This window comes from Nonomuraea terrae (genome assembly GCF_004348995.1).
Lineage (GTDB): Bacteria > Actinomycetota > Actinomycetes > Streptosporangiales > Streptosporangiaceae > Nonomuraea > Nonomuraea terrae.
The window spans coordinates 1-21,627 of sequence record NZ_SMKQ01000112.1 but is presented as its reverse complement, the minus strand read 5'-3'; the positions used below and the strand labels follow the sequence as shown (position 1 = coordinate 21,627).

The window sequence follows — 21,627 nt, the reverse complement described above, 5'->3', positions numbered from 1 at the left end:
CCGACTGGAGGTCGCCGTGGCGACGACAAGGTCAAGGCGCCCGAGAGCGTCCAAACTGCACAGCCAGGGCCTGGCCGCGCACATCTTCCTCATCCCGTGGTGGCTCGGTCTGCTGCTGGTCACCGCCATTCCGCTGTTCGCCTCGCTGTACCTGGCGTTCACCGACTACAACATCCTCAGCTCGCCCGAGTTCAACGGCTTGGAGAACTTCCAGCGGATGTTCTCCGACGCGTACTTCTGGGCCTCCGTCAGGGTCACCCTGGTCTACGTCTTCGTCTCCATCCCCCTGCAACTGGCCTTCGCCCTGCTGCTCGCGCTGATCCTGGACCGGGGGCTGCGCGGGCTCGCCTTCTACCGCAGCGCCTTCTACCTGCCGTCGCTGCTCGGCACCAGCGTCGCCATCGCGATCCTGTGGCGGCAGATCTTCGGCGACGAAGGGCTGATCAACCAGGCCCTCGGGTTGTTCGGCATCCACGGCGAGAGCTGGCTGCAGAACCCCGCCACGGCGCTGTCCACCCTCGTCGTGCTCAACGTGTGGACCTTCGGCTCGCCGATGGTGATCTTCCTGGCGGGTCTCCGGCAGATCCCCGAGGAGCTGTACGAGGCGGCCAAGGTCGACGGCGCCACGGTCGTGCGGCAGTTCACCCACATCACCGTCCCGCTGCTCACGCCGATCATCTTCTTCAACCTGATCCTGCAGACGATCGGCGCGTTCCAGGCGTTCACCCAGGCCCACGTGGTGAGCGGAGGCACGGGCGGGCCGGCCAACTCCACGCTCTTCTACACGCTGTACATCTACCAACAGGGATTCGCGAACTTCGACATGGGCTACGCCTCGGCGCTGGCCTGGGTGCTGATGATCGCCGTCGCGATCGTGACGGCGATCCACTTCATCCTGTCGAAGTACTGGGTCTTCTACGGAGACGACTGATGACGACCGCGACCGCGCCCATCGACTCCACCCGTTCGTCCGCCCGGGCGCACACCCGGCGACGCAGGTCGCGCGACCTGCTCAAGCACCTCGGGCTCGGCGTCTTCGTGCTGCTCATGGTCTACCCGCTGGTGTGGATGGCGGTCAGCGCGTTCAAGCCGAGCCACCTGATCCTCACCCAGCCGGGCCTGATCCCGCAGGACCTGACCTTCGACAACTTCGTCCAGGGCTGGAACGCGCTGAACCGGCCGTTCAGCGTGTTCCTGGTGAACTCGCTGCTGGTCAGCGTGGGGTCCATCGTCGGCAACCTGTTCTCCTGCGCGCTGACCGCCTACGCCCTGGCGCGGCTGGAGTTCCGGATGCGCAAGGTCTACCTCGCCGTCACGCTGGCCTCGGTGATGCTGCCGCTGCACGTGCTGGTGATCCCGCAGTACATCTTCTTCTCGCAGCTGGGCATGGTGAACACGTACTTCCCGCTGCTCATCCCGAAGTTCCTGGCCACCGACGCGTTCTTCGTCTACCTCATGGTGCAGTTCATCCGGACGATCCCGCGCGACCTCGACCGCGCGGCCTGGATCGACGGCTCCGGTCCGTTCCGCACCTTCTGGTACCTGATCCTGCCGCTCATGCGCCCGGCACTGGTCACCACGACGATCTTCACGTTCATCTGGACCTGGAACGACTTCTTCGTCCCGCTGATCTACCTCACCTCGCCGAAGATGTTCACGGTGTCGGTCGCGCTCAGCTCCATGGTCGACTCGCAGAGCCAGGACGGCGTCGGCATGCTCTTCGCGATGTCGCTGGTGTCGCTCCTCCCGGTGCTGGCCTTCTTCGCGTTCGCCCAGAAGCACCTGATCCGGGGCATCGCCACCACGGGGCTCAAATGAGCGAGACCCTCACGATCCTGGTGACCGGGTGGCACGACGAGGCCGAACGGGAGCTGCTGCGCCGGTCGGCCCCCGGCGCTCGGGTCGAGTTCGTGCCCGACCTGACCGCCGTCCCCAGCCTGGTCGAGACCGCGGACGCGATCGCCGGGCACGTGCCGGACGACCTGCTCGCCGCGGCACGGCGGCTGCGGTGGGTGCACAGCCCGGCCGCCGGCGTGGACACCGCGTTGTCGCCCGGCATGCTGGCGAGCGACGTGGTGCTCACCTCGGCGACCGGCAACGGCGCGATCCCCCTCGCCGAGCACGCCATGCTGCTGATGATGATGCTGAACCGCGACGTGCCGCGCTGGCTGCGCGCGCAGGCCGACCGGCGCTGGGACCGGTTCACGCACGACGAACTGGCCGGACGGAGCGTCGGCCTGTTCGGGCTCGGCGGGTCGGGCCTGGATCTGGCGCGCAAGGCCAAGGCGTGCCACATGCGGGTGCTCGGCATGCGGCGCCGTACGTGCTCGCCCGATCCGGCGGTGGACGAGATGTTCGCGCCCGAGGAGTTCCACCGCTTCCTCGCCGCGTGCGACTTCGTCGTCGTCACCGCGCCGCTGACCGCGGCCACCAAGGGCGTGTTCGACCGCGCCGCGTTCGAGGCGATGCGGCCCACCGCGTTCTTCGTCTGCGTGTCGCGCGGCGGCATCGCCGACGACGAGGCGCTTCTCGACGCCCTGCGCCGGCGCCGGATCGCCGGCGCGGGGCTCGACGCGCACGGAGTGGAGCCGCTGCCGCCGGAAAGCCCTTTCTGGGGCCTTCCCAACGTCATCATCACCCCGCACAATGGCGCGACGACCCAGGCGACCGCGCGTCGGGGGCTCGACATCCTGGCGGACAACCTCGGCCGCTTCAGCAAGGGGGAGCCGCTGCGCAACATCGTGGACAAGGCCGCGGGTTATTGAAAGCGAGTATACTTGTCTGACGATTGTGACGATGGAAGGAAGCACGTGGACAGCCAGGGCAGCTTTCCGCTGGGACCGTCGTCCCTGACTGAGGCGTTGTACGAATCGGTGCGCAAGCGGATCGTCAACGGCGAGATCGCCCCGGGGGAGAAACTCACCGAGGTCCGCATCGCCGGCGAGTACAACGTCGCGCGCCCGACCGCCAAGGCGTGCCTGGAGCGGCTCACAGCTCTCGGCCTGCTGCGCCGTTCGGTCCACAAGACCGCGGTCGTCCCCAAGCTCGGCGAGGACGAGATCCGCGACCTCTACTTCAGCCGGGAGACCGTGGAACGAGCCGCCGTCGCCGCGCTCGCACGCCGCGGCGTCGTCCCGCCCGCCGCCGTGCGCGCGCAGGCCGCGATGAAGGCCGCCGCCACCGACATGGCCTTCGAGAGCCAGGTGGAGGCCGACATCGCCTTCCACTCCGCGCTGGTCGCCGGTGTCGGGAGCCGCCGCCTGTCGCGCATGCACGAGGTCATCCTCGGCGAGGTGCACCTCACCATGGGCCAGTTCCAGGCCCACCGCACCACCCACCCCATGAACGTCGCCCGCGAGCACGACGACATACTCAAGGCGATCGAGGCCGCCGACCCCGAGGCCGCCCAGCAGCGGCTGACCCACCATCTCGACCAGGCCCAGGACCGCCTGATCGGCCAGCTGCGCAGGGAGGGCGGAGCCGTGGAGGAGCCTTCGGAGGAGGCTCCCGCCTGAGCGTTCGCGACGCCCCACCCCACCCCTCGACGAAGGAACGGCTCATGTCTCCACAAGCGGTCTCCTGGACCGTGAACTGCTCCATCCTCTACACCGACCGCCCGCTCCTCGAACGGCCCGCCGCCGCGGCGGCCGACGGGTTCACCGCCGTCGAGTTCTGGTGGCCGTTCGCCGAAGCGGTACCCGGCGACCGCGAGGTGGACGCGTTCGTGCGCGCGATCGAGGACGCGGGCCTTCGGCTGACCGGCCTCAACTTCTTCGCCGGCGACATGCCGGGCGGTGACCGCGGCCTGGTGTCCTGGCCGGGCAGGACGCGCGAGCTGCTCGACAACATCCCGGTGGTCGCCGCGATCGGCGAACGCCTCGGCTGCCGGTCGTTCAACGCCCTCTACGGCAACCGGATCGATGGCATCAGCGCCGGCGAGCAGGACGAGCTGGGCGCGGAGAACCTCGCCGCGTGCGTGCGGGGCGTCGCCGCGATCGGCGGCACAGTCCTGCTCGAACCGGTGAGCGGTGCCCCTCGCTACCCGCTGCTGCGCGCCGCCGACGCGGTGGCCGTCATCGACCGCGTCACCGACCGCGTCCCTGACGGCGTCCCCGTCACGTCGGGCATCGGGCTGCTCGCCGACTTCTACCACCTCGCCGTCAACGGCGACGACGTGCCCGCTGTGATCGACAAGTACGCCGACCGCATCGCCCACGTGCAGATCGCCGACGCGCCCGGCCGGGGCGCCCCCGGCACCGGCTCGCTGCCGCTCGGCGACTGGATCGACCGGCTCCACGCGACCGGTTACCGGGGCCGTGTCGGCCTGGAGCACCAGCACGGCGGCCCTGGCACGTTCGACTGGCTGGCCCGCGAGCACCGCGCCGGCTGACCCACCCCACGACCGGACTCCACGACCGGACTCCACGACAGGACGGATTCACCTCGTGACCACCATCGCCTTCATCGGCCTCGGCATCATGGGCAGCCCCATGTCGGTGAACCTGGTCCGGGCGGGCCACACCGTCACCGGCTACAACCGCACACCTGACAAGACCGCCCCGCTCGTCGAGGCGGGCGGGCGCGCCGCGTCGACGATCGCCGAAGCGGTCGTCGACGCCGAGGTCGTCGCCGTCATGGTGCCCGACTCGCCCGACGTCCGGGACGTGCTGACCGGCATCGACGGTGTCTTCAACCACGCCAAGCCGGGCGCCCTGATCATCGACTTCTCCACGATCCGGCCCGACGTCACCGCCGAGCTGGCCGGCGCGGCGCGGGCACGCGGCCTGCGCCCGCTCGACGCCCCCGTCTCCGGTGGCGAGGCGGGCGCCAGGAACGCGACGCTGTCCATCATGGTCGGCGGGGAGGAGACCGACTTCCAGGCGGCCAGGCCCGTCTTCGACGCGGTGGGCAAGACCGTCGTCCACGTCGGCCCGAGCGGCTCCGGTCAGACGGTCAAGGCGGCCAACCAGCTCATCGTGGCCGCCAACCTGCAGGCGCTCGCCGAGGCGGTCGTCTTTCTGGAGGCGCACGGCGTCGACCTCGACGCCGCCCTCGACGTGCTCGCCGGCGGCCTGGCGGGCTCCGCCGTTCTCGCCCAGAAGCGCGCCAACATGGTGACGCGTTCCTTCGAGCCCGGTTTCCGTCTCGCCCTGCATGACAAGGACCTGGGCATCGTGACGTCGGCCGCCCGCGAGGCCGGAGTCGCCCTGCCGTCGGCCGCCCTGGTCGCCCAGCTGGTGGCGGCGGCGAACGCGGCCGGCGACGGCGCCCTCGACCACTCGGCGCTGCTGCGCGGCGTCGAACGCCTCTCGGGCCGCCTGCGGGAGTGACGGCCGCGATGCCCTAGGCGTGATCGAATCGAGACTGACGCTTGGCCAGCTTGCCGGATAGTGCATCACATGCGTATTTTTGCGGCTCTTGTGCTGGCCGCTGCCACATTATCCCCGGCGGTCGCATCCGCCGAGGTCGAAGCCGAGCCGGGGACGGCCACGATCGTCCCCGTGCAGGTGACCGGAAGCCCGGCGAAACGGTTCAACCTCATCGTGCTGGGCGACGGCTACACCGAGGCCGAGCAGGAGAAGTTCCGGTCCGACACCGAGCGCCACCTCAACGTCATGTGGTCGATCGAGCCGTTCAAGTCGTACCGGAACTACATCAACGTCTACCGCGTCGACGTCGTCTCGGGGGAGTCGGGCGTCAGCTGCGACCCCGGCCTGGACGCGCCGCGCAAGAACACCCCGCTCAGCATGGGCTTCTGGGGCGGCTGCAACCCCGGCAGCGTCCAGCGCCTGATCACCATGGACAACTCCGCCGCCAACCGCTACGCGAACCTGGTCGCCGGCACCACGTCCGGCAACCGGCAGATCCTCGCCCTGGCCAACAGCGCCACCTACGGCGGCGCCGGCGGCTCGTACGCCACTGCCTCGGGCAGCAACAGCATGTCGGCGCTGATCAGCCCGCACGAGCTGGGCCACTCCCTGGGCGGCCTCGACGACGAGTACGACTACTACCAGCGCGGCGTCCCCGGCGGCACCTACACCGGCGCCGAGCCGTCCAGCGCCCACCACACCCTGCTCACCGAGCAGCAGATGCTCGACCAGCGCCGCAAATGGTGGCGCTGGCTGGGCGAGCCGAGCGAGTCGGGCGGCCCGATCGGCCGCTACGAGGGCGGCCTGTACGCCACCAAGGGCGTGTGGCGGCCGAGCGAGCACTCGATCATGAAGACCCTCGGCTACTACTTCGACCAGATCGGCCGCGAGGTCATGGTGCGGCGCATCACCGCCAAGACCATGGTGATCCAGGACTCCACGCCCACGGACGCCCCCGTCGGCGCCGACCGCGTGCTGTGGGTCGAGCCGATGCGTCCCGTCAGCCACTCGCTGACCACCACCTGGAGCGTGGACGGCGAGGAACTCCCCGGCGACCGCGACACCCTCGACCTGCGCGCGCTGGACCTCGCGCCCGGCACGCACACGGTCACCGCCACGGTCACCGACCCGACCGAGTTCGTCCGGGACCCGGCGATCCGCGACGCGATCACCGGGACCCGCACCTGGACGGTCGACACCGCGCTCACCACCCCGCCGGACGGCGTCGAGCCCGCGTTCGTCTCCTCCACCCCCACCGGCCACCCGGTCGGCCGCGCCGACGTCGTGTACGTGGAGACCACCCACCCGGCCACGACCGTCCCCGAGGTCACCTGGACGCTGGACGGCAAGCGGTACCAGGGCGCCGACCTCGACCTCGGCGCCATCGACCTGCCGCCCGGCACGCACACGCTCACCGCGGCCCTCGGCGGGCGGAGCCTGACCTGGACGGTGGACGCCACCCCGCCCGCCACCGGCTACGAGCTGTCGCAGCCCCTCGCCGGCTCGGGCGACACCTACGTCTACAACGGCCCGTTCACGATGCGGCTCACCGGCGACGACGACCAGGACGGCTACGTGGTCTCGGAGTCGCGGGTGGACGGCGACGGCTGGTTCAACTACTTCGGCTGGCCCACCTCCTCGGAGCTGCCGTGGACGTTCACCGAGGAGGGCACGGAGATCGACTCCCTGGTGTACGGCAAGCTCCCGCGCGGCCGGCACACCATCGAGTACCGCTCGATCGACGCCGCCGGCAACCCCGGCGAGGCGAAGAGCTTCACCGTCACGACCATCGCCCCGCCCCCGGCCTGCACCCGCACGGTCACCGGAGCCCACCGCGGCCCGCTCACCATCGCGGACGGCGTCACCTGCCTCGACGACGCCCAGGTCACCGGCCCGATCACGGTCAAGCGCGGCGCCTCGCTGGTGGTGGACGGCGGCCGGATCACCGGCACGCTCACCGCGACCGCCCCCGAGGCCGTCCACCTGCTCAAGACCTCGGTCACGGGCGCGGTCAGCGTCGACGGCGCCCGCACCCTCGCCGTCGTGGGCGCCGAGGTGACGGGCGCCGTCACGCTGACCGGCAACACGGCGCCCATCCTGTCGGGCAGCACGGTCAAGGGCGCGCTCTTCTGCGGCGGCAACACGCCCGCCCCGGCGGACCTCGGCGTGCCGAACACGGTCAAGGGCGCCGGGCAGTGCGCGGGCGACCTACCCCAAGGCCCCCGCGGACGCGCGTACGAGGCGGTCCAGCGTCCGGCCCAGTGAGCTGATCGCGAGGTCGCGGACCCTGGCGTACTCCTGCTCGGGGTACTGCCGGGGTCCGTTCTCGATCAGCAGGATCAGGTAGAGGTAGGCGCGGTAGAGGTCGATCCGGGTCAGCGCCGACGGGGTCAGCTCCAGCGGCGTCACCTCGCGGTAGCCGGCCAGCAACGGGTCGTCCTCCGCCAGCTCGCCGAAGATCGTCGGAGTGACGAACTCGGCGAGCGGGTCGCCCCAGAAGGCCCGCTCGTGGTCGATGATCGCCTGGATGCGCGGCGGGCCGCTCAGGTCGAGGAAGACGTTGCCCGGCCAGACGTCGAAGTGCACCAGCCGCGGCGTCGTCACCTCCTCCAGCGCGGGCGCCGCCGCCTCGAACACCGCCATGAGCTCCGCGGCCGGGAGCGGCAGCGGCGCCGGATAGCGCTCGGTGTCGCCGAGCAGCGCCGCCGCCATCGCGAGGAACGCCTCCCGCCACGTGGCGCCCACGATCCCGGCGTGCGGGTAGCCGAACACCTCGCCCGTCACCCCGTTGAGCCGGGCCAGGTGGCGGCCCAGCTCACGGCGCAGCTCTCCGGCCTTCTCGGGGCGCACGTCGTTCCACGAGACCCCGTCGAGCGCGGCCAGCAGCAGGTAGTCGCCGCCCAGCACCGGATCGTCGAAGCCCGCCCGCAGCAGCGGCGCCACCGGCACGCCCGCCTCCAGCGCCAGGCCGATCGCGGCGGCCTCCATGCGCAGCAGATGGCGCTCGTAGCTGAGCTGGTCGAGGTCGGGCGACGGCGACAGCTTGAGCACCACCTCGCGCCCGTCGCCGAGCCGCAGCCGCCAGACGGCGTTGGCGTAGCCGTCGGTCAGCTCGGTGGCGGCCTCGACCCCCGTGCCCAGCGCCCGCCGGATCAGCGCGTCCAGCTCGGCGCCGGACAAGCGGCGCTTCGTCCTGCTCTCCACAGACACCTTCCCTCGGTCGGGCTCTCGGTCAGGCGGACTCGCGGCGCACCAGGTGGGTGTCGAGGATCACCACGGGCTGGCGCAGCTCCTCGCCGTGGATGCGGGCCACCAGCAGCCGGGCCATCTGCCGGCCCATCGCCTCGGTCGGCTGGTGGACGGTGGTCAGCGGCGGGTCGGCGTGCACCGCCGCCTTGGAGTCGTCGAACCCGATCACCGCCACGTCGCCGGGGATCGCCCGGCCACCGTTCTTGAGCACCCGCATCGCGCCCAGCGCCATCGGGTCGGACGCGGCGAAGACCGCGTCGAGACCGGGATGCTCGCGCAGCAGCGCGGCCATCGCCACGGCCCCGCTGTGCTCGGAGAAATCGCCGTAGGCCACCAGCTCGGGCAGGCCCGAGGGCAGCACCGCGTCGCGGTAGCCCGCCAGGCGGTCGACGCCCACCCCCATGTCCTGCGGACCGGCGATCGTGGCGATGCGGGAACGGCCGAGGCCCAGCAGGTGTTTGACCGCCTGCCGGGCCCCTGCCCTGTTGTCCATGTCGACGTAGCTGTAGGGGTCGAGGCCGACGGGCCGGCCGCCGAGCACGGTCGGCACGCCCATCTCCTCCAGCCTGCCCGGCAGCGGGTCGGCGCCGTGCAGCGACAGCAGCAGCACGCCGTCGACGTGCTGGCCCGTCAGATAGTTCTCGAGTCGCTCGTGCTCCTCCGGGGTGCGCGCCATCGCGAGGATGAGCTGCAGCCCGGTCTCGGCCAGCGCCGAGCCGATGCCGCGGATCGTGCCGGCGAAATACGGCTCGTCGAAAACGCGATACTGCGACTCGGACACCACCAGCGCCACCGTGTCGGTGCGGCGCGTGACGAGCGCCCGCGCCGCGCGGTTGGGCACGTAGCCCAGCTCGCGGATGGCCAGCTCCACGGCCTCACGGGCCTTGGCGCTGACGTTCGGCGAGCCGTTGATGACTCTCGACACCGTGCCCCGGCCCACCCCGGCCCGAGCCGCGACTGCCTCAAGAGTCGGTCGGTTCATGGCGCCTATTCTGCCGGATGATCTCCGCGTACCAGAGCGCGCTGTCCTTCAGCAGCCGTTCCTGGGTCTCGAAGTCCACGCGGACCAGGCCGAACCGCTTGCCGTAGCCCCACGCCCACTCGAAGTTGTCCATCAGCGACCAGGCGAAATAGCCCTCCAGCGGCACGCCCAGGTCGATGGCCTGCCGGCAGGCGGCCAGGTGCGCCCGCACGTACGCCTGCCGCTTCGGGTCGTGCACCCGCCCGTCCACCAGGACGTCGTCGAAGGCGGCGCCGTTCTCGGAGATCACCATCGGGATCGGCGGGTACTCCCGCGCCACCCGCGTGAGGATCTCCACCAGGCCGCCCTCGTCGATCTCCCAGCCCATCGCGGTGACCGGGCGGCCGCCGCTGACGAACGACACGTGCTCGCTGCCCACCCACGGCGAGGCCGAGTCGGTGGGCGCCGCCGCCGCCGAGGCCCGGCCGCCCGGCTCGCCCGACACGGTGAAGCGGCTGTAGTAGTTGACCAGCAGCACGTCGATCGGCGCGCCGATGGTCCTCATGTCTCCCGGCTCGATGAAGTCGAGCTCCATGCTCAGATCGGCGAGCACGTCCTCCGGGTAGCGGCCCATCAGCAGGGCGTCCAGGAAGAACCGGTTCTGCAGTCCGTCGATGCGGCGGGCCGCGTCCAGGTCGCGCTCGCTGCCGGTGGCGGGCGTGATGGCGTACAGGTTCACGCAGCCGCCGACCCGCCGGGCGTTCATCGCCTGGACGGCCAGGCCGTGGGCGAGGTTGAGGTGGTGCGCGCCCCTGATCGCGTTCTCCGGCTCGCGCCGCCCCGGGGCGTGCTCGCCCGAGGCGTAACCGAGGAACGCGGCGCACCACGGCTCGTTGACGGTGCTGAACGTGTGCACGTGGTCCTTCAGCGCCTCGTGCACGGCGGCGGCGTACTCGGCGAAACGGTAGGCCGTGTCACGGTTGGGCCAGCCGCCGGCGTCCTCCAGCTCCTGCGGCAGGTCCCAGTGGTAGAGGGTCAGCCACGGGTCGATGTCGTGCCGGCGCAGCTCGTCGGTGAGCCGCTTGTAGAAGTCGAGTCCCTTGGAGTTGACCGGGCCGGAACCGCCCGGCTGGATCCGCGGCCACGAGACCGAGAAGCGGTAGGCCGACAGGCCCAGCCGCGCCATGAGGGCGACGTCCTCCCGATAGCGGTGGTAGTGGTCGATGGCCACGTCCGCGTGGTGCCCGCCCAGGATGCGGCCGGGCGTCCTGGTGAAGGTGTCCCAGATGGAGGCGCCGCGCCCGTCCTCCGCGACCGCCCCCTCGATCTGGTACGCCGAGGTCGCCGCGCCCCACGCGAACCCCGCGGGGAAGCGCAGCCCCGCCCGCGTCTGTTCCTCTTGTGTCGTCACGCCTTGACCGCACCTTCCATGAGACCGCCGACGATCTGCCGGCCGAACAGGATGAACACTGCGATGAGCGGAATGATGGACAACGCCGTCCCAGCGAAGATCAACGTGTAGTTGGTGGAGAACCGCGCGTTCAGCGAGGTGATCGCGATCTGCACGGTGGGGTTGTCCGGGGTGAGCACGATCAGCGGCCACATGAAGTCGTTCCACATGAGCATGAACGTGTTGATGCCGAGCACCGCCATGCCGGGGCGCACCGCCGGCAGCACCACGTTCCACCAGATGCGCAGCGTCGCGGCGCCGTCCACCCGGGCCGCCTCGACCAGCTCCATCGGCACCGCCTGGCGGGTGTACTGCGTCATCAGGAAGACCCCGAACCCGTTGAGCAGGTACGGCAGGATGACCGCCTGCAGCGTGCCCGTCCAGCCGAGGTCGACCATGAGCCGGTAGAGCGGCACCACGCCCATCTGCTGCAGCGGCACCGCCATCGTCAGCAGCACGAGCACCAGCAGCACGTTCTTGCCCTTGAACTGCAGGTTGGCGAACGAGAAGCCGGCCAGCGTCGAGATGACGACGACCGAGACGGTGACGACGCTCGCCACGATGAACGAGTTCGTCAGGCCCAGCAGGAACTTGGCGTCCTCGTTGTTGAGCACCGCGATGATGTTCTCGCCGAGGTTGCCGCCCGGCAGGAACGGCGGCGGCACCGCCACCGCGTCCGCGTTCGTGCGCGAGGCGATCACCAGCATCCAGTAGAGCGGGAACGCCGACAGGAAGACGGCGATCGCCAGCATGACCCTGGTGAGGATGGTCGGCGACCAGTTGGTCACTTCGTTCCCCCGATCCGGCGCACGACCAGGAAGTTGACCAGCGCGCCGATGAGAATGAGCAGGAACAGCAGCCAGGCGGCCGCGGCGGCGTAGCCGTAGTCGAACTCGCGGAAGCCCTGCTTGACGATGAACATGGCCACCGTCTGGAACTGGCCCTGCGACCCGCCGTCGACGTTGCCGTTGTAGAACGTGGTCGGCTCGGAGAACAGCGTCAGGCCGCCGATCGTGGAGTTGAGCACCACGAAGATCATGGTCGGGCGCAGCATCGGCAGCGTGATCTGCCAGAACTGCCGGCGCCGGGAGGCGCCGTCGATCGCGGCGGCCTCGTACAGGTCGCGCGGGATCGTCTGCATGCCGGCCAGGAAGATGATCGCGTTGTAGCCGGTCCAGCGCCAGTCGACCATGGTGGCGATGGCGATCCACGACGGGATGCGCTCGGCCCGCCAGTTCGTGGTTTCCACGCCGAACCAGCTGAGGAGGTAGTTGACCAGCCCCCAGTCACGCGCGTACAGCTGCGTGAAGACCACCGCGACCGCGACCACCGACGTGACCAGCGGCAGCAGCACGCTCATCCGGATCGCCAGGCGGAAGCGGAAGCGCTTGTTCAGCGCGTTGGCCAGGAACAGCGCCAGCAGCATCTGCGGGACGGTCGCGATGACGAACATGCCGATGGTGTTGACCACGGCGTTCCAGAAGTCGTCGTCGGCCAGCAGCGAGGCGTAGTTGCCGAGCCCGGTCCACTCGCTGCCTCCGGCCAGGTCGTAGTCGTGCAGCGAGTAGTAGAGGGTGAACGCCAGCGGGAAGAGCCCGAAGGCGGCGAACAACAGGAAATATGGGGACACCAGGGCGTACGGCATCGCCTTGACGTCCAGGCGGGAACGCCAGCGGCGGCCGGGCGGTTGAGCGCGGCGCTGAGGGCTCCGCGACGCCCGCGGAAGGGTGTCGAGACTCATCACAGACCTTTCGGCGGCAGTGAGCCCGGCCCGTCCCCTGGGAACGGGCCGGGCCGGGGATCAGTCGGCGGCCTTGGCCGCGTCGTCGACCAGCTGCTGCCACGCCTGGTCGTAGGGGACCGAGCCGTCGTCCATGCCCTGGATGACCGCCTCGACGGCGTTCTTGACCTGGGTGTGGTTCACGCCGAGGAAGACCGGCTGGAGGTCGGCGGCGGACTTGGCGAAGATCTCACCGATGGGGGCGTCGTTGAAGTACTCGTTCTTCGCGCCCTGCACCGCCGGGTCCTGCTGGGCCTTGGTGTTGCTCGGCATGTTGCCGAAGTCGGCGAAGACGCTCGCCTGGGTCTGGGCCTGCGTCAGGTAGTCGGCGACCATGGCCGCCTCCTTCGGGTGCTTCGACTGCGCCGGCACGGCGAGCCAGGAGCCGCCCCAGTTCCCGCCCCCGCCGGGAACAGAGGCGACGTCCCACTTGCCGCTGCCGGCGTCACCCGCGTTGCCGCTGACGGTGCCGAGCATCCAGGACGGGCAGCCGACCGTGGCGAACGCGCCCCGCTGGGTGCCCGCCGCCCACTCGTCGGAGAAGTTGCGCAGCTTTGCGGTCATGCCCTGCTGACTCATCTTCTGCGCGAAGTCGAAGGCCGTGCGCACCGCCGGGTTCTTGTCCAGGATGAGGTTGTTCTGCTGGTCGAAGTACGTGACGTTGCCGTTCTTCGCCGCCTCCTGGTACAGCACCACCTGGTACAGCGTGTTGGTCCCGTCGGTCCACTTGGTGTCCTTGACCTTCGACTGGAACTGCCGGCCGACCTTCATGAAGTCGTCCCAGGTGGGCCACAGGGCGCTGACCTCGTCGCGGTCGCCGGGCAGACCGGCCTGCTCGAACAGGTCCTTGCGGTAGCACAGGCTCATGCCGCCGATGTCGGTGCCCAGGCCGAACAGCTTGCCGTCGGGGGCGACGCCGTTCTCCCACTTCCAGGCGGGGAAGTCGGCCTTGCGGGACTCCAGGCCGTACTCCTTCAGGTCGGCCCACCACTCCGGGTGCGCCTTGGCCAGGCCCATGCCGCCCTCGTCGATGCCCACCACGTCGCCGGCCCCCGTGCCCGAGGTCAGCCACTGGATCATCTGTGGCCAGTACTGCTGCTCGAACTGGTCGGTGAGGTGCTCTTCCTTGATCTGGATGTCCTTGTGCTCGGCGTTCCACTTGGCGATGGCGTTCTTGTAGCCGAAGTTGGCGCCGCCGCCGAACGTCTGCACGCGGATCGTGACCGGCCCGGAGGAGGCGGGAGCGCCGGAATCAGCACCGCCGCCGGAACCACAGGACGTAACGGCCAGCACGACCGCGGCCAGGGCCGAGGCCGCGGTCAGGCCGCGACGCTTGCTGATCATCATTGGGTTGGACCCCTTCTCGGGTGAACGTGGGGAGAAGTGCACCGCGGCTGCGCTCCGCCGCGGTGGGTGGTTGGGAGCGCTCCCACAAAGGGTGCACTCGTGGTGTCCAGCCGTCAATCCCGCGAAACGCAACCGTTACCAATGGCACGGTTTAGTGCCGTGATTCCGGATTTTTGAGGATATATGGAGCAAAGAGCTAGTTGGGAGCGCTCCCATCGCAGGAGGTAGCTTTTGTGGTGCTTCGAGGGCATGTCGCCCGCACCCCGTGGCCTTGCCCGTGGTCGGACCCGCGGTCAGGCCCGCCGGGCCCACGCCTCCGCGCGGCCGAGGGCCCGGCTGATCCAAGGCATCTTGTCCAGGCTGTAGTCGTTGACGTCATGGCCGGGGCGGGCGGCAAGTTCCCGCTTCACCGCCTCGTACTCGCGCCGGTGCGCCGGATCGGCCCGCAGCCAGTCGCGCAAGGTGAGCACGACTTGCTGCCTGCGGGGCGCGCGCCTGCGCCGCGCCAGATCGCCGGCGAACGGCGCGATGCGGCCCTCCCACAGCCCCTGCACCGCCTCTGCCCGTCCACGGTTTCACAGCGCCACCCGTCGCCGGGCATGTCACGGCGGCGTGCTGCTCCCTGAGGGCACGGGTGTCGCGGGTCATCGCGGCGGTGCGGGGCCGAGCGCGAGGAAGACGTGATCGAACGCTCTGGCGCGTCGGGTCGCGTCACGGTACGGAGGAGTCATGACGTATGAGATTCGTCCGATCGGAGTCGTGCGGTCGTCCTTGGCGGATCGCGCGAGCGCTCCGAAGCAGGGCGTCGAGGGCTCTCCGGACGCCTGGCTGACGTTCGATCCCCCGATGGCCGACGGCATTCGTGATCTCGCGGTCGGCGATGAGGTGTTCGTCCTCACGTGGCTGCACCTCGCCGACCGATCCGTGCTGGCCGTACATCCGCGCGATGACCCGCGGAACCCGCTGACCGGCGTCTTCAGCACCCGTTCTTCCGACCGGCCCAATCCCGTCGGTCTCCATCGGGTCCGGGTGCTCGCGATCGACGGGCTTCGCGTGCGGGTGGCCGATCTCGAGGCCATCGACGGCACCCCGATCGTCGATGTGAAACCGGTCCTGGACGCGACGCGCTAAGGCCTTGAGTCCCACACGAAGCCGTCCGGGTCGGTGCAGGGCCCGGCATCGCCGCCGATGACGAGCCGGTGCGACCCGGTGCCGTCGGGGGCGACGCCGGCGACCTCGGCGAGGGCACGACGCTTGTAGAGCGACAGCTTCACGGGACTCGGCGAACCGGCGAACTCGACGTACCTGCGGCCGTAGCTCTTGGTGACGGCGAGGCCGCGCTCGACGTAGAACCGCTTGCTCGCGGCCACGTCCGCGACTCCCAGCTGGAGCACGATCTCGTCGATCTGGCGGGTGGCCGGGCCGGTGTCCTTCTTCGCCGAGGACGCGACCGTCCAGATGGCCCCGTCCGGAGCCTGGACGACGCCGCCGTAGCCCCACAGCGACTTCGCGGCCGGCTTCAACGGCGTGGCGCCGGCGTCGAGGGCGGCGCCGATGAGGCCGGTGACGGTGGCCGGCTGGGACACGACGAGCGACAGCGTGAACCCGCGGAAGCCGGTCGTCGGTGCCGCCGAGCCCGCAGGCGCAACCAGGCGACCGAACCGAAGGCAGCGGTGTAGAAGCGGTCGGCCGCCGCGGGATCGGGCACCTCAAGGGTGACGAAGTCGATGGAAGACATGGCTGTCACGCTAGGTGACGATCGGTGAGGCGCGCTTCTCGATTTCTGACCGGTCTGGTGGGGCCTTTCCGCGTCCTGTCCGGGCACGGCCGGACCGACGACCACCGGCGCCCAGAAGCCGGACGGTCAGCAGGCGGCGGCGCGCTGCTCCAGGAGGACGCGTTCGCGGGCGTTGCGGGTCATCGCGGCGGCACGCTCGAACTCCGCCCGCGCCTCCTCCCGGCGTCCCAGCTTGAACAGCAGGTCGCCGCGTACGCTCGGCAGCAGGTGGTAGCCCTTGAGCGACGGCTCGTCCACGATCTGGTCGACGAGGTGCAGGCCGGCCGCGGGGCCGTACGCCATCGACAGGGCGACGGCGCGGTTGAGCTCGACCACGGGGGAGCGCGACATCCTGGCCAGCTCCTCGTACAGGCCGGCGATCCGCACCCAGTCGGTGTCCTCCGGGTTGACCGCGCGGGCGTGGCAGGCGGCGATGGCGGCCTGCAGGGTGTACGGGCCGCGCGTGCCCGACAGCTCCTCGGCCCGGTCGAGGGCGGCCAGGCCACGCCGGATGAGGAGCCGGTCCCAGCGGGCGCGGTTCTGCTCCAGCAGCAGGACCGGCTCGCCGGACGGCCCCACGCGCGCCGCCGACCGGGACGCCTGGATCTCCATGAGCGCGACCAGGCCGTGCACCTCGGGTTCCTTCGGCATCAGGCCGGCCAGCACCCGCCCGAGCCGCAGCGCGTCCTCGCACAGGGCGGGACGCATCCAGTCGTCGCCGGCCGTCGCCGAGTAGCCCTCGTTGAAGATCAGATAGATGACCTCCAGCACGGCGGACAGCCGCCCGGCCAGCTCCGCGCCCTGCGGCACCTCGAACGGGATCCGCTCGTCGGCGAGGGTCCGCTTGGCGCGGACGATCCGCTGCGCCACGGTGGGCTCCGGGACGAGGAACGCCCGGGCGATCTCGTCGGTCGTCAGCCCGCCCAGCACCCGCAGCGTCAGCGCCACCCGCGAGTCCGTCTTCAGCGCGGGATGGCAGGCGGTGAACACCAGCCGCAGCAGGTCGTCCTCGATCTCGTCGGGCTCGGGCTGCTCCTCCCCGGACTCGAGACGGTGCTCAAGACGGTGGCCCAGCTCGGCGAGGTTGCGCTGGAGGCGTTCGTTCCTGCGGATGAGGTCGATGGCGCGGCGCTTGGACACGGTCATCAGCCACGCGCCGGGGTTGCGCGGCACGCCGGACTCCGGCCACTGCTCCAGCGCCGCCACCAGCGCGTCCTGCGCCAGCTCCTCGGCCAGGCCGACGTCGCGCACCAGCCCGGCGAGCCCGGCGATCAGCCGGGCCGCCTCGATCCGCCAAACCGCCTCGATGGCACGATGGGTGTCGGAAGCCGTCACCGGCCCATGAGACCAGCCCGGCCCGCCCCCCGCAACCCGTCCCGGGCATGTCCTGTGGGTCATGCGGCCTGCGCTTGGCCGGACCGTGCCTGAACGCCCTGCTGGGGTGCGCGTTAGTACGGCAACACCTCGCCAGTGCCCGCCGACGGCATCTCCTTCTTCCTCATCGACGGCGCCGCCACGCTGGACCGGCCCGGCGCCTTCGGCGGCAGCCTCGGATACGCGCAGAAACTACCGGACGACGATCCCGCGAACCCGTTCGAACCCGGCGTCAACCAGGGCTACGTCGGCGTCGGCCTCGACGTCCTCGGCAACTACTTCGGAGACTGGGAGCAGCGTGGCCGCGGCTGCGCCGAGCGCTCACCCGCCGGCACGCAATTCCGCGCCCCGGCTCCGGGGCCCAACATGGTGACGGTACGAGGGCCTGGGGACGGGATCGAAGGCTACTGCTTCCTGACCGCCACCACGAGCAACTTCAGCACCACCGGCCCGTGGCGCTCGACGCTGCCGGGACAACTGCACGGGCCCACGACGACTGTGCCTGACGACCCGCAGGAGGCGCGTGAAGAGCGTCGACGACTCCCGTACGTACCGCCCCGGGGACAGGGTCGTCTACCGATACGTCGTCACGAACAACTCCACCAGCACGGTGAACGACGTGCGGATCGAGGACAGCCACGTGACGCAGGTCAGGTGCCGGACCACGACTCTGGCCCCGGGAGCCTCCACGACCTGCAGGGGCACCTTCATCGTGCCGGCAGGCACGGCGAGCGAGTGCGAGCGGCGCGGCTGCCGCTTCTCCGTCACCAACACCGCGGTGGCCAGAGCCGGAGACCTGGCCTCCGCCACGGCCACGGCCACGATTCGAGTGGTGCAGAAGCCGCATCACTGCCGGCCGGGGAAGAAGCCGCACCACGGCACGAAACGGGAGTGTGGTCATGCGGGCCGCAGCGAGAGCCGCATGAGCGTCGTCGATTCGACCGGCCTTGCGGCCGCTGAACGACATCGAGGAGTGACGACCACCTCACGACAGCGGCCGACGCCCTGACGATGTCCGGCCTTTCCCGATAGCCGCCGCCCGCCCGGGTCCACGGGAGTCGTCCCTTCCCGTACGGAGGGTCCGCTCTGGCCGAGCCTGGGCGGGCGACGGCCCTGACAGAACTACGTCATCGCCGCCCGCCTTCGACGCCACCGCCGATGCGCCGTGCCACCGTCGTCCGCCTGTCTCGCATCTGCCCGAGCACCGACGCGGGATCAGCCGGCCGCGCGAAGCGCTTCCCAACGCGTTCCACGCCGTTCGTGATCGACACCGACGAAGGGGAACGAGGGTGCCACCCTTCGGGTCCGACCGGTGTGCCCGCCGACCCCCCGCCATTGGTCAGGTCGAACACGTGTCGCCAGGGCGCCGGCGGCCCGATTCAGCCGGCCGAGGCCACCGTGCTCATGAGGTCCCGTCGGGCGCGTCGGCGCCGAGGCGCTCACGCAGGGCCTTCTCGCGGTCGAGCTCCTCCGGCGGCAGCGACTCGTCCGGCACGTCGGAGGCGTCGAACACGCGCCACACGTCGAGCCCGATCCCGTCGTGCCCCGGCGGGACCGGCACGCGCAGGGCCCACTCGACGGCCTCCTCGCGCGACTTGACCTGGATCAGCCAGAACCCGGCGATCAGCTCCTTGGCCTCGGCGAACGGCCCGTCGATGACCTTCGACCTGCCACCGCTGTAGGCGATCTGCGCCCCCTCCGAGCTGGGGTAGAGCCCCTCGGCCGCCAGCAGGACCCCCGCCTTGGCCAGCTCCTCGTTGTAGGCGTTCATGTTGTCCACGAGCTCCTGGCTGGGCAGGACCCCGGCCTCGGTCTCCGCGCTGGCCTTGCCCACGATCATGAACTTCATCGGTGTCGTCTCCTTCGTCCGCCGCCTTCGGGCGGGCTCGTCAACGCGTCGAACGACCGGCGGGCGGATCGACACGTCCCGCGGAAAAATCTGGCCGATTCCGGAGAACGTACTCGACCCGGTTCCGGCCCGCCACCCTTCGACTGACCCGGCTAGGACGCGGGCTCGTCGGCGAACCAGTTTCCGTGGAACCCCGCCGGGACGCCGCGCGGCAGGTCCACGGCCGCCACCGGCCCGGCGGCGAGGTCGGAGGCTTCGAGCACGAGCAGCCGGGACGCGCTCCCGTCGGCCGTGGTGGTGATGGAGAGCAGCCAGCCGTCGTCCTCCCTGCGCGGCCCTGAGGTCGCGGGCACGAAGACCGCCTCGCCGGTGACCGTCAACGGGGGCAGTGTGTGGCCGGTCACCGCCCCGCCGGACAGGTCGTACTTGACGATCTCGGTGCCGGTGACGGCGTACAGGTAGCGCGAGCCGCGGCCGACCAGTTCGTCGTCGAACGTCGGGAACTCCACCGCGCGGTCGTCCAGCGCCTCCTCACTGGCCGCGCCGGTCGCCGGGTCGAGCGTCCAGCGGTGCAGCCGGGCCGCGCCGGAGGGAGAGGCGGCCGCGGCGGCGGCCGGTCCCGCCGGGTCGTCCGTGCTGCCGGCCGTGTTCCACACGGCGGTGAAGTCGGCGCGGGCGTAGCGGGCGGCGTCGAGCACGATGCGTCCCGAGGCGTCCTCGTGGGCGTTGCCGACGTGGAAGACGTAGCACGGATCGACGTCGAACCAGCGAACCAGGGCGTCCGGCCGGTCGTGCCGCATCACGCCGAGGCGCGCGCCGTACCCGTCGTCCCACTGGTACGGCATGGTCTTGCCGGCCAGTTCCGGCCGGAACGTGAGCGGCAGGTCGAGCCAGACCACGTGGTGCTCGGTGATGGCGAAGTCGTGCATCATCGTGCCCCCGGGGACGGTGACCTCACGGCTGTACGCCAGCTCGCCCGACGCGTCGAGCCGGTGGCAGGTCAGGTGGGGCGCGAACGCGCCGTACCCGAAGAAATGCAGTTCGCCGGTCACCGGGTCCTGCTTCGGGTGCGCGGTCATGGCGGTGCTGAGCCGCCCGCCGAAATCATGCGCGCCGACCGTGTCGAGCTCCGGCGTGACCTCGTACGGCAGGCCGCCCTCCTCGAGCGCGAGCATGCGGCCGGCGTGCTGGATGACGTGCGTGTTCGCGGACACGATGGACAGGTCGCGGGTGCCGTCCGGCCTGACCTCCGGCCGGCCGGCGAGATACCCCGTGCGGACCCACCGGTTGCGGTACCACTCGGCGCGGCCGTCGCGCAGCCGTACGCCGTGCAGCATGCCGTGGCCGAAGAACCAGTGGTCGGGCAGCTCGCCCGGCAGCGGGTTGGGGCCGTTGCGGACGTAACGGCCGGTCAGCTCGGGCGGCAGCGTGCCGGTCACGGGCAGGTCGGCGGCGTCGATCTCGTCTGCCACCGGGGCCAGGTGGCCGCTCATGTAGACGGGCGACTGAGTCATGTCGAACTCCTCTCGGCGATGACCTGGAGCCTTACCTATCCAATTGGACATGTCAATACGGATATGTCCAATTGGAGGTGATAAGATCGGCGGCATGGCGCTGCGATACGCACTGCTCGGCCTGCTGGCGGAGCGGCCCGCGAGCGGATACGAGCTGGCGAAGGAGTTCGAGGGCGACCTCGGCCACTATGCCTGGCAGGCCGGGCACAACCGGATCTATCCGGAGCTGGCCCGCCTCGCCGGCGAGGGCCTGATCGAGAGCGCCGAGGAAGGCGCGCGGGGTCGCCGCGTCCACACCATCACCGCCGCCGGGCTCGCCGAGCTGCGGGCGTGGCTGCTGGAGCCGTGGGAGGGCGGTGCGGTGCGCAACGAGGGAGTGCTGAGGCTCTTCCTGCTGTCCGCGCTCGACTCCGCCGACGCCCGGAAGATACTGCACGCGATCGCCGCCCGCTGCGAGCGGGAGCTCGAACGGATCAGGGACGCCGTGTCCGGCGAGACGCCGATCTCCGGCGAGGGCCGCCTGGCCCTCGGCTGGCTCGCCGCCGGCTACGGCCTGCGCCAGTACGAAGCCTCCCGCGACTGGGCCGTCTGGGCCCTCGGCGAACTCGACAAGGCGGACCGCCGCTAGCCTCGTGCGCATCCCGTGGGCCGGCCACGTCCCGATGGAGAACGACCCCGCCGCGGTCACCCGCGCGTTGTCGGAGTTCGTCCTCGCCTGAGTCCGGGCGACACCGCGAGAACGCGCAAGCGCGCGTCCCCGTGGTACGGGAACGCGCGCTTGCGCGGGGGACGCCGCCCGGGGGGCGGGCGCTTATATGGGGGAGCAGAGCGCGCTCCGTGCGTGCGGAGAATGCGCGCTTCTGCGGGGGGAGAGAGCACCGCGTCCCGTTGGTGTGGGACGCGGGCTTCATTTGGGGGGAGAGGCGCAAATCCCCGTGATGGGGGGACGTGCGCTTC

General features: G+C 70.7%; 21 protein-coding genes. 10 read left to right on the top strand and 11 right to left on the bottom strand.

Going from position 1 to position 21,627, the window contains the following annotated elements; genetic code table 11:
* Positions 1 to 16 precede the first annotated feature (16 nt).
* From E1286_RS28835 to E1286_RS28805, 7 genes are all read left to right on the top strand, one after another.
* On the top strand, positions 17 to 931 hold the full coding sequence (locus E1286_RS28835; RefSeq protein WP_246075271.1) for a carbohydrate ABC transporter permease: 915 nt from the start codon (positions 17 to 19) through the stop codon (positions 929 to 931).
* A complete protein-coding gene (locus tag E1286_RS28830; protein ID WP_132617414.1) occupies positions 931 to 1,818 on the top strand; it encodes a carbohydrate ABC transporter permease in 888 nt (295 codons plus the stop codon). The genes E1286_RS28835 and E1286_RS28830 overlap by 1 nt, the downstream gene beginning before the upstream one ends.
* On the top strand, positions 1,815 to 2,765 hold the full coding sequence (locus E1286_RS28825; protein WP_132617412.1) for a D-2-hydroxyacid dehydrogenase: 951 nt from the start codon (positions 1,815 to 1,817) through the stop codon (positions 2,763 to 2,765). The genes E1286_RS28830 and E1286_RS28825 overlap by 4 nt, the downstream gene beginning before the upstream one ends.
* A gap of 45 nt (positions 2,766 to 2,810) precedes the next feature.
* A complete protein-coding gene (locus E1286_RS28820; RefSeq protein WP_132617410.1) occupies positions 2,811 to 3,515 on the top strand; it encodes a GntR family transcriptional regulator in 705 nt (234 codons plus the stop codon).
* Between the two features lie 44 nt (positions 3,516 to 3,559).
* A complete protein-coding gene (locus E1286_RS28815; protein WP_132617408.1) occupies positions 3,560 to 4,390 on the top strand; it encodes a hydroxypyruvate isomerase family protein in 831 nt (276 codons plus the stop codon).
* A gap of 55 nt (positions 4,391 to 4,445) precedes the next feature.
* The gene (locus E1286_RS28810; RefSeq protein ID WP_132617406.1) at positions 4,446 to 5,330 is read left to right on the top strand and encodes a 2-hydroxy-3-oxopropionate reductase; all 885 of its coding nucleotides are present in this window, start codon (positions 4,446 to 4,448) and stop codon (positions 5,328 to 5,330) included.
* Positions 5,331 to 5,399: 69 nt separating this feature from the next.
* Positions 5,400 to 7,634, top strand: a complete 2,235-nt coding sequence (locus tag E1286_RS28805) for a M64 family metallopeptidase (RefSeq protein WP_132617404.1) — start codon at positions 5,400 to 5,402, stop codon at positions 7,632 to 7,634.
* Here the strand turns inward: E1286_RS28805 and E1286_RS28800 are convergent.
* From E1286_RS28800 to E1286_RS28770, 7 genes are all read right to left on the bottom strand, one after another.
* Entirely contained in the window at positions 7,578 to 8,573 is a 996-nt protein-coding gene (locus E1286_RS28800) for a phosphotransferase family protein (protein ID WP_132617402.1), read from the bottom strand. The two genes, E1286_RS28805 and E1286_RS28800, sit on opposite strands and share 57 nt — an antisense overlap.
* A gap of 28 nt (positions 8,574 to 8,601) precedes the next feature.
* Positions 8,602 to 9,600, bottom strand: coding sequence for a LacI family DNA-binding transcriptional regulator (locus tag E1286_RS28795; RefSeq protein ID WP_132617400.1), 999 nt, complete (start codon positions 9,598 to 9,600; stop codon positions 8,602 to 8,604).
* The gene (locus E1286_RS28790; protein ID WP_132617398.1) at positions 9,581 to 10,990 is read right to left on the bottom strand and encodes a GH1 family beta-glucosidase; all 1,410 of its coding nucleotides are present in this window, start codon (positions 10,988 to 10,990) and stop codon (positions 9,581 to 9,583) included. Before E1286_RS28790 ends, E1286_RS28795 begins: the two co-directional genes overlap by 20 nt.
* Entirely contained in the window at positions 10,987 to 11,817 is an 831-nt protein-coding gene (locus E1286_RS28785) for a carbohydrate ABC transporter permease (RefSeq protein ID WP_132617396.1), read from the bottom strand. Before E1286_RS28785 ends, E1286_RS28790 begins: the two co-directional genes overlap by 4 nt.
* Positions 11,814 to 12,770 (bottom strand): carbohydrate ABC transporter permease, encoded by a 957-nt coding sequence (locus tag E1286_RS28780; protein WP_132617394.1) that lies wholly within the window; start codon positions 12,768 to 12,770, stop codon positions 11,814 to 11,816. Before E1286_RS28780 ends, E1286_RS28785 begins: the two co-directional genes overlap by 4 nt.
* A 60-nt stretch (positions 12,771 to 12,830) precedes the next feature.
* On the bottom strand, positions 12,831 to 14,156 hold the full coding sequence (locus tag E1286_RS28775; protein WP_132617392.1) for an ABC transporter substrate-binding protein: 1,326 nt from the start codon (positions 14,154 to 14,156) through the stop codon (positions 12,831 to 12,833).
* 293 nt (positions 14,157 to 14,449) lie between these two features.
* A complete protein-coding gene (locus E1286_RS28770) occupies positions 14,450 to 14,710 on the bottom strand; it encodes a GrpB family protein (RefSeq protein ID WP_132617390.1) in 261 nt (86 codons plus the stop codon).
* A 175-nt stretch (positions 14,711 to 14,885) separates the two neighbouring features.
* On the opposite strand from E1286_RS28770, the gene tsaA reads away from it, so the two are divergent.
* Positions 14,886 to 15,287 (top strand): tRNA (N6-threonylcarbamoyladenosine(37)-N6)-methyltransferase TrmO, encoded by a 402-nt coding sequence (gene tsaA / locus E1286_RS28765; RefSeq protein ID WP_132617388.1) that lies wholly within the window; start codon positions 14,886 to 14,888, stop codon positions 15,285 to 15,287.
* On the opposite strand, the gene E1286_RS28760 is transcribed toward tsaA, so the two are convergent.
* Together E1286_RS28760 and E1286_RS28755 are read right to left on the bottom strand one after the other, a co-directional pair.
* A complete protein-coding gene (locus E1286_RS28760; protein WP_246075268.1) occupies positions 15,284 to 15,742 on the bottom strand; it encodes a VOC family protein in 459 nt (152 codons plus the stop codon). The genes tsaA and E1286_RS28760 overlap by 4 nt on opposite strands.
* A gap of 278 nt (positions 15,743 to 16,020) precedes the next feature.
* Entirely contained in the window at positions 16,021 to 17,268 is a 1,248-nt protein-coding gene (locus E1286_RS28755) for an RNA polymerase sigma factor (RefSeq protein ID WP_246075266.1), read from the bottom strand.
* 562 nt (positions 17,269 to 17,830) lie between these two features.
* Between E1286_RS28755 and E1286_RS52170 the strand changes: the two genes are divergently transcribed.
* On the top strand, positions 17,831 to 18,316 hold the full coding sequence (locus tag E1286_RS52170) for a DUF7507 domain-containing protein (RefSeq protein ID WP_165969953.1): 486 nt from the start codon (positions 17,831 to 17,833) through the stop codon (positions 18,314 to 18,316).
* A 393-nt stretch (positions 18,317 to 18,709) separates the two neighbouring features.
* On the opposite strand, the gene E1286_RS28745 is transcribed toward E1286_RS52170, so the two are convergent.
* On the bottom strand, positions 18,710 to 19,156 hold the full coding sequence (locus E1286_RS28745) for a YciI family protein (protein ID WP_132617384.1): 447 nt from the start codon (positions 19,154 to 19,156) through the stop codon (positions 18,710 to 18,712).
* Between the two features lie 152 nt (positions 19,157 to 19,308).
* Positions 19,309 to 20,670: a carotenoid oxygenase family protein gene (locus E1286_RS28740; protein ID WP_132617382.1), complete on the bottom strand. Its 1,362-nt coding sequence runs from the start codon at positions 20,668 to 20,670 to the stop codon at positions 19,309 to 19,311.
* A 94-nt stretch (positions 20,671 to 20,764) separates the two neighbouring features.
* On the opposite strand from E1286_RS28740, the gene E1286_RS28735 reads away from it, so the two are divergent.
* Complete coding sequence (locus E1286_RS28735) at positions 20,765 to 21,298, top strand: PadR family transcriptional regulator (protein ID WP_132617380.1); 534 nt, start codon at positions 20,765 to 20,767, stop codon at positions 21,296 to 21,298.
* Positions 21,299 to 21,627: the final 329 nt, after the last annotated feature.

Coding starts and splice junctions, on each gene's coding strand:
- E1286_RS28830 (WP_132617414.1), top strand. CDS start 931: ATGACGACCGCGACCGCGCCCATCGACTCCACCCGTTCGTCCGCCCGG.
- E1286_RS28825 (WP_132617412.1), top strand. CDS start 1,815: ATGAGCGAGACCCTCACGATCCTGGTGACCGGGTGGCACGACGAGGCC.
- E1286_RS28815 (WP_132617408.1), top strand. CDS start 3,560: ATGTCTCCACAAGCGGTCTCCTGGACCGTGAACTGCTCCATCCTCTAC.
- E1286_RS28805 (WP_132617404.1), top strand. CDS start 5,400: ATGCGTATTTTTGCGGCTCTTGTGCTGGCCGCTGCCACATTATCCCCG.
- E1286_RS28795 (WP_132617400.1), bottom strand. CDS start 9,600: ATGAACCGACCGACTCTTGAGGCAGTCGCGGCTCGGGCCGGGGTGGGC.
- E1286_RS28780 (WP_132617394.1), bottom strand. CDS start 12,770: ATGAGTCTCGACACCCTTCCGCGGGCGTCGCGGAGCCCTCAGCGCCGC.
- E1286_RS28775 (WP_132617392.1), bottom strand. CDS start 14,156: ATGATGATCAGCAAGCGTCGCGGCCTGACCGCGGCCTCGGCCCTGGCC.
- tsaA (WP_132617388.1), top strand. CDS start 14,886: ATGACGTATGAGATTCGTCCGATCGGAGTCGTGCGGTCGTCCTTGGCG.
- E1286_RS28745 (WP_132617384.1), bottom strand. CDS start 19,156: ATGAAGTTCATGATCGTGGGCAAGGCCAGCGCGGAGACCGAGGCCGGG.
- E1286_RS28740 (WP_132617382.1), bottom strand. CDS start 20,670: ATGACTCAGTCGCCCGTCTACATGAGCGGCCACCTGGCCCCGGTGGCA.
- E1286_RS28735 (WP_132617380.1), top strand. CDS start 20,765: ATGGCGCTGCGATACGCACTGCTCGGCCTGCTGGCGGAGCGGCCCGCG.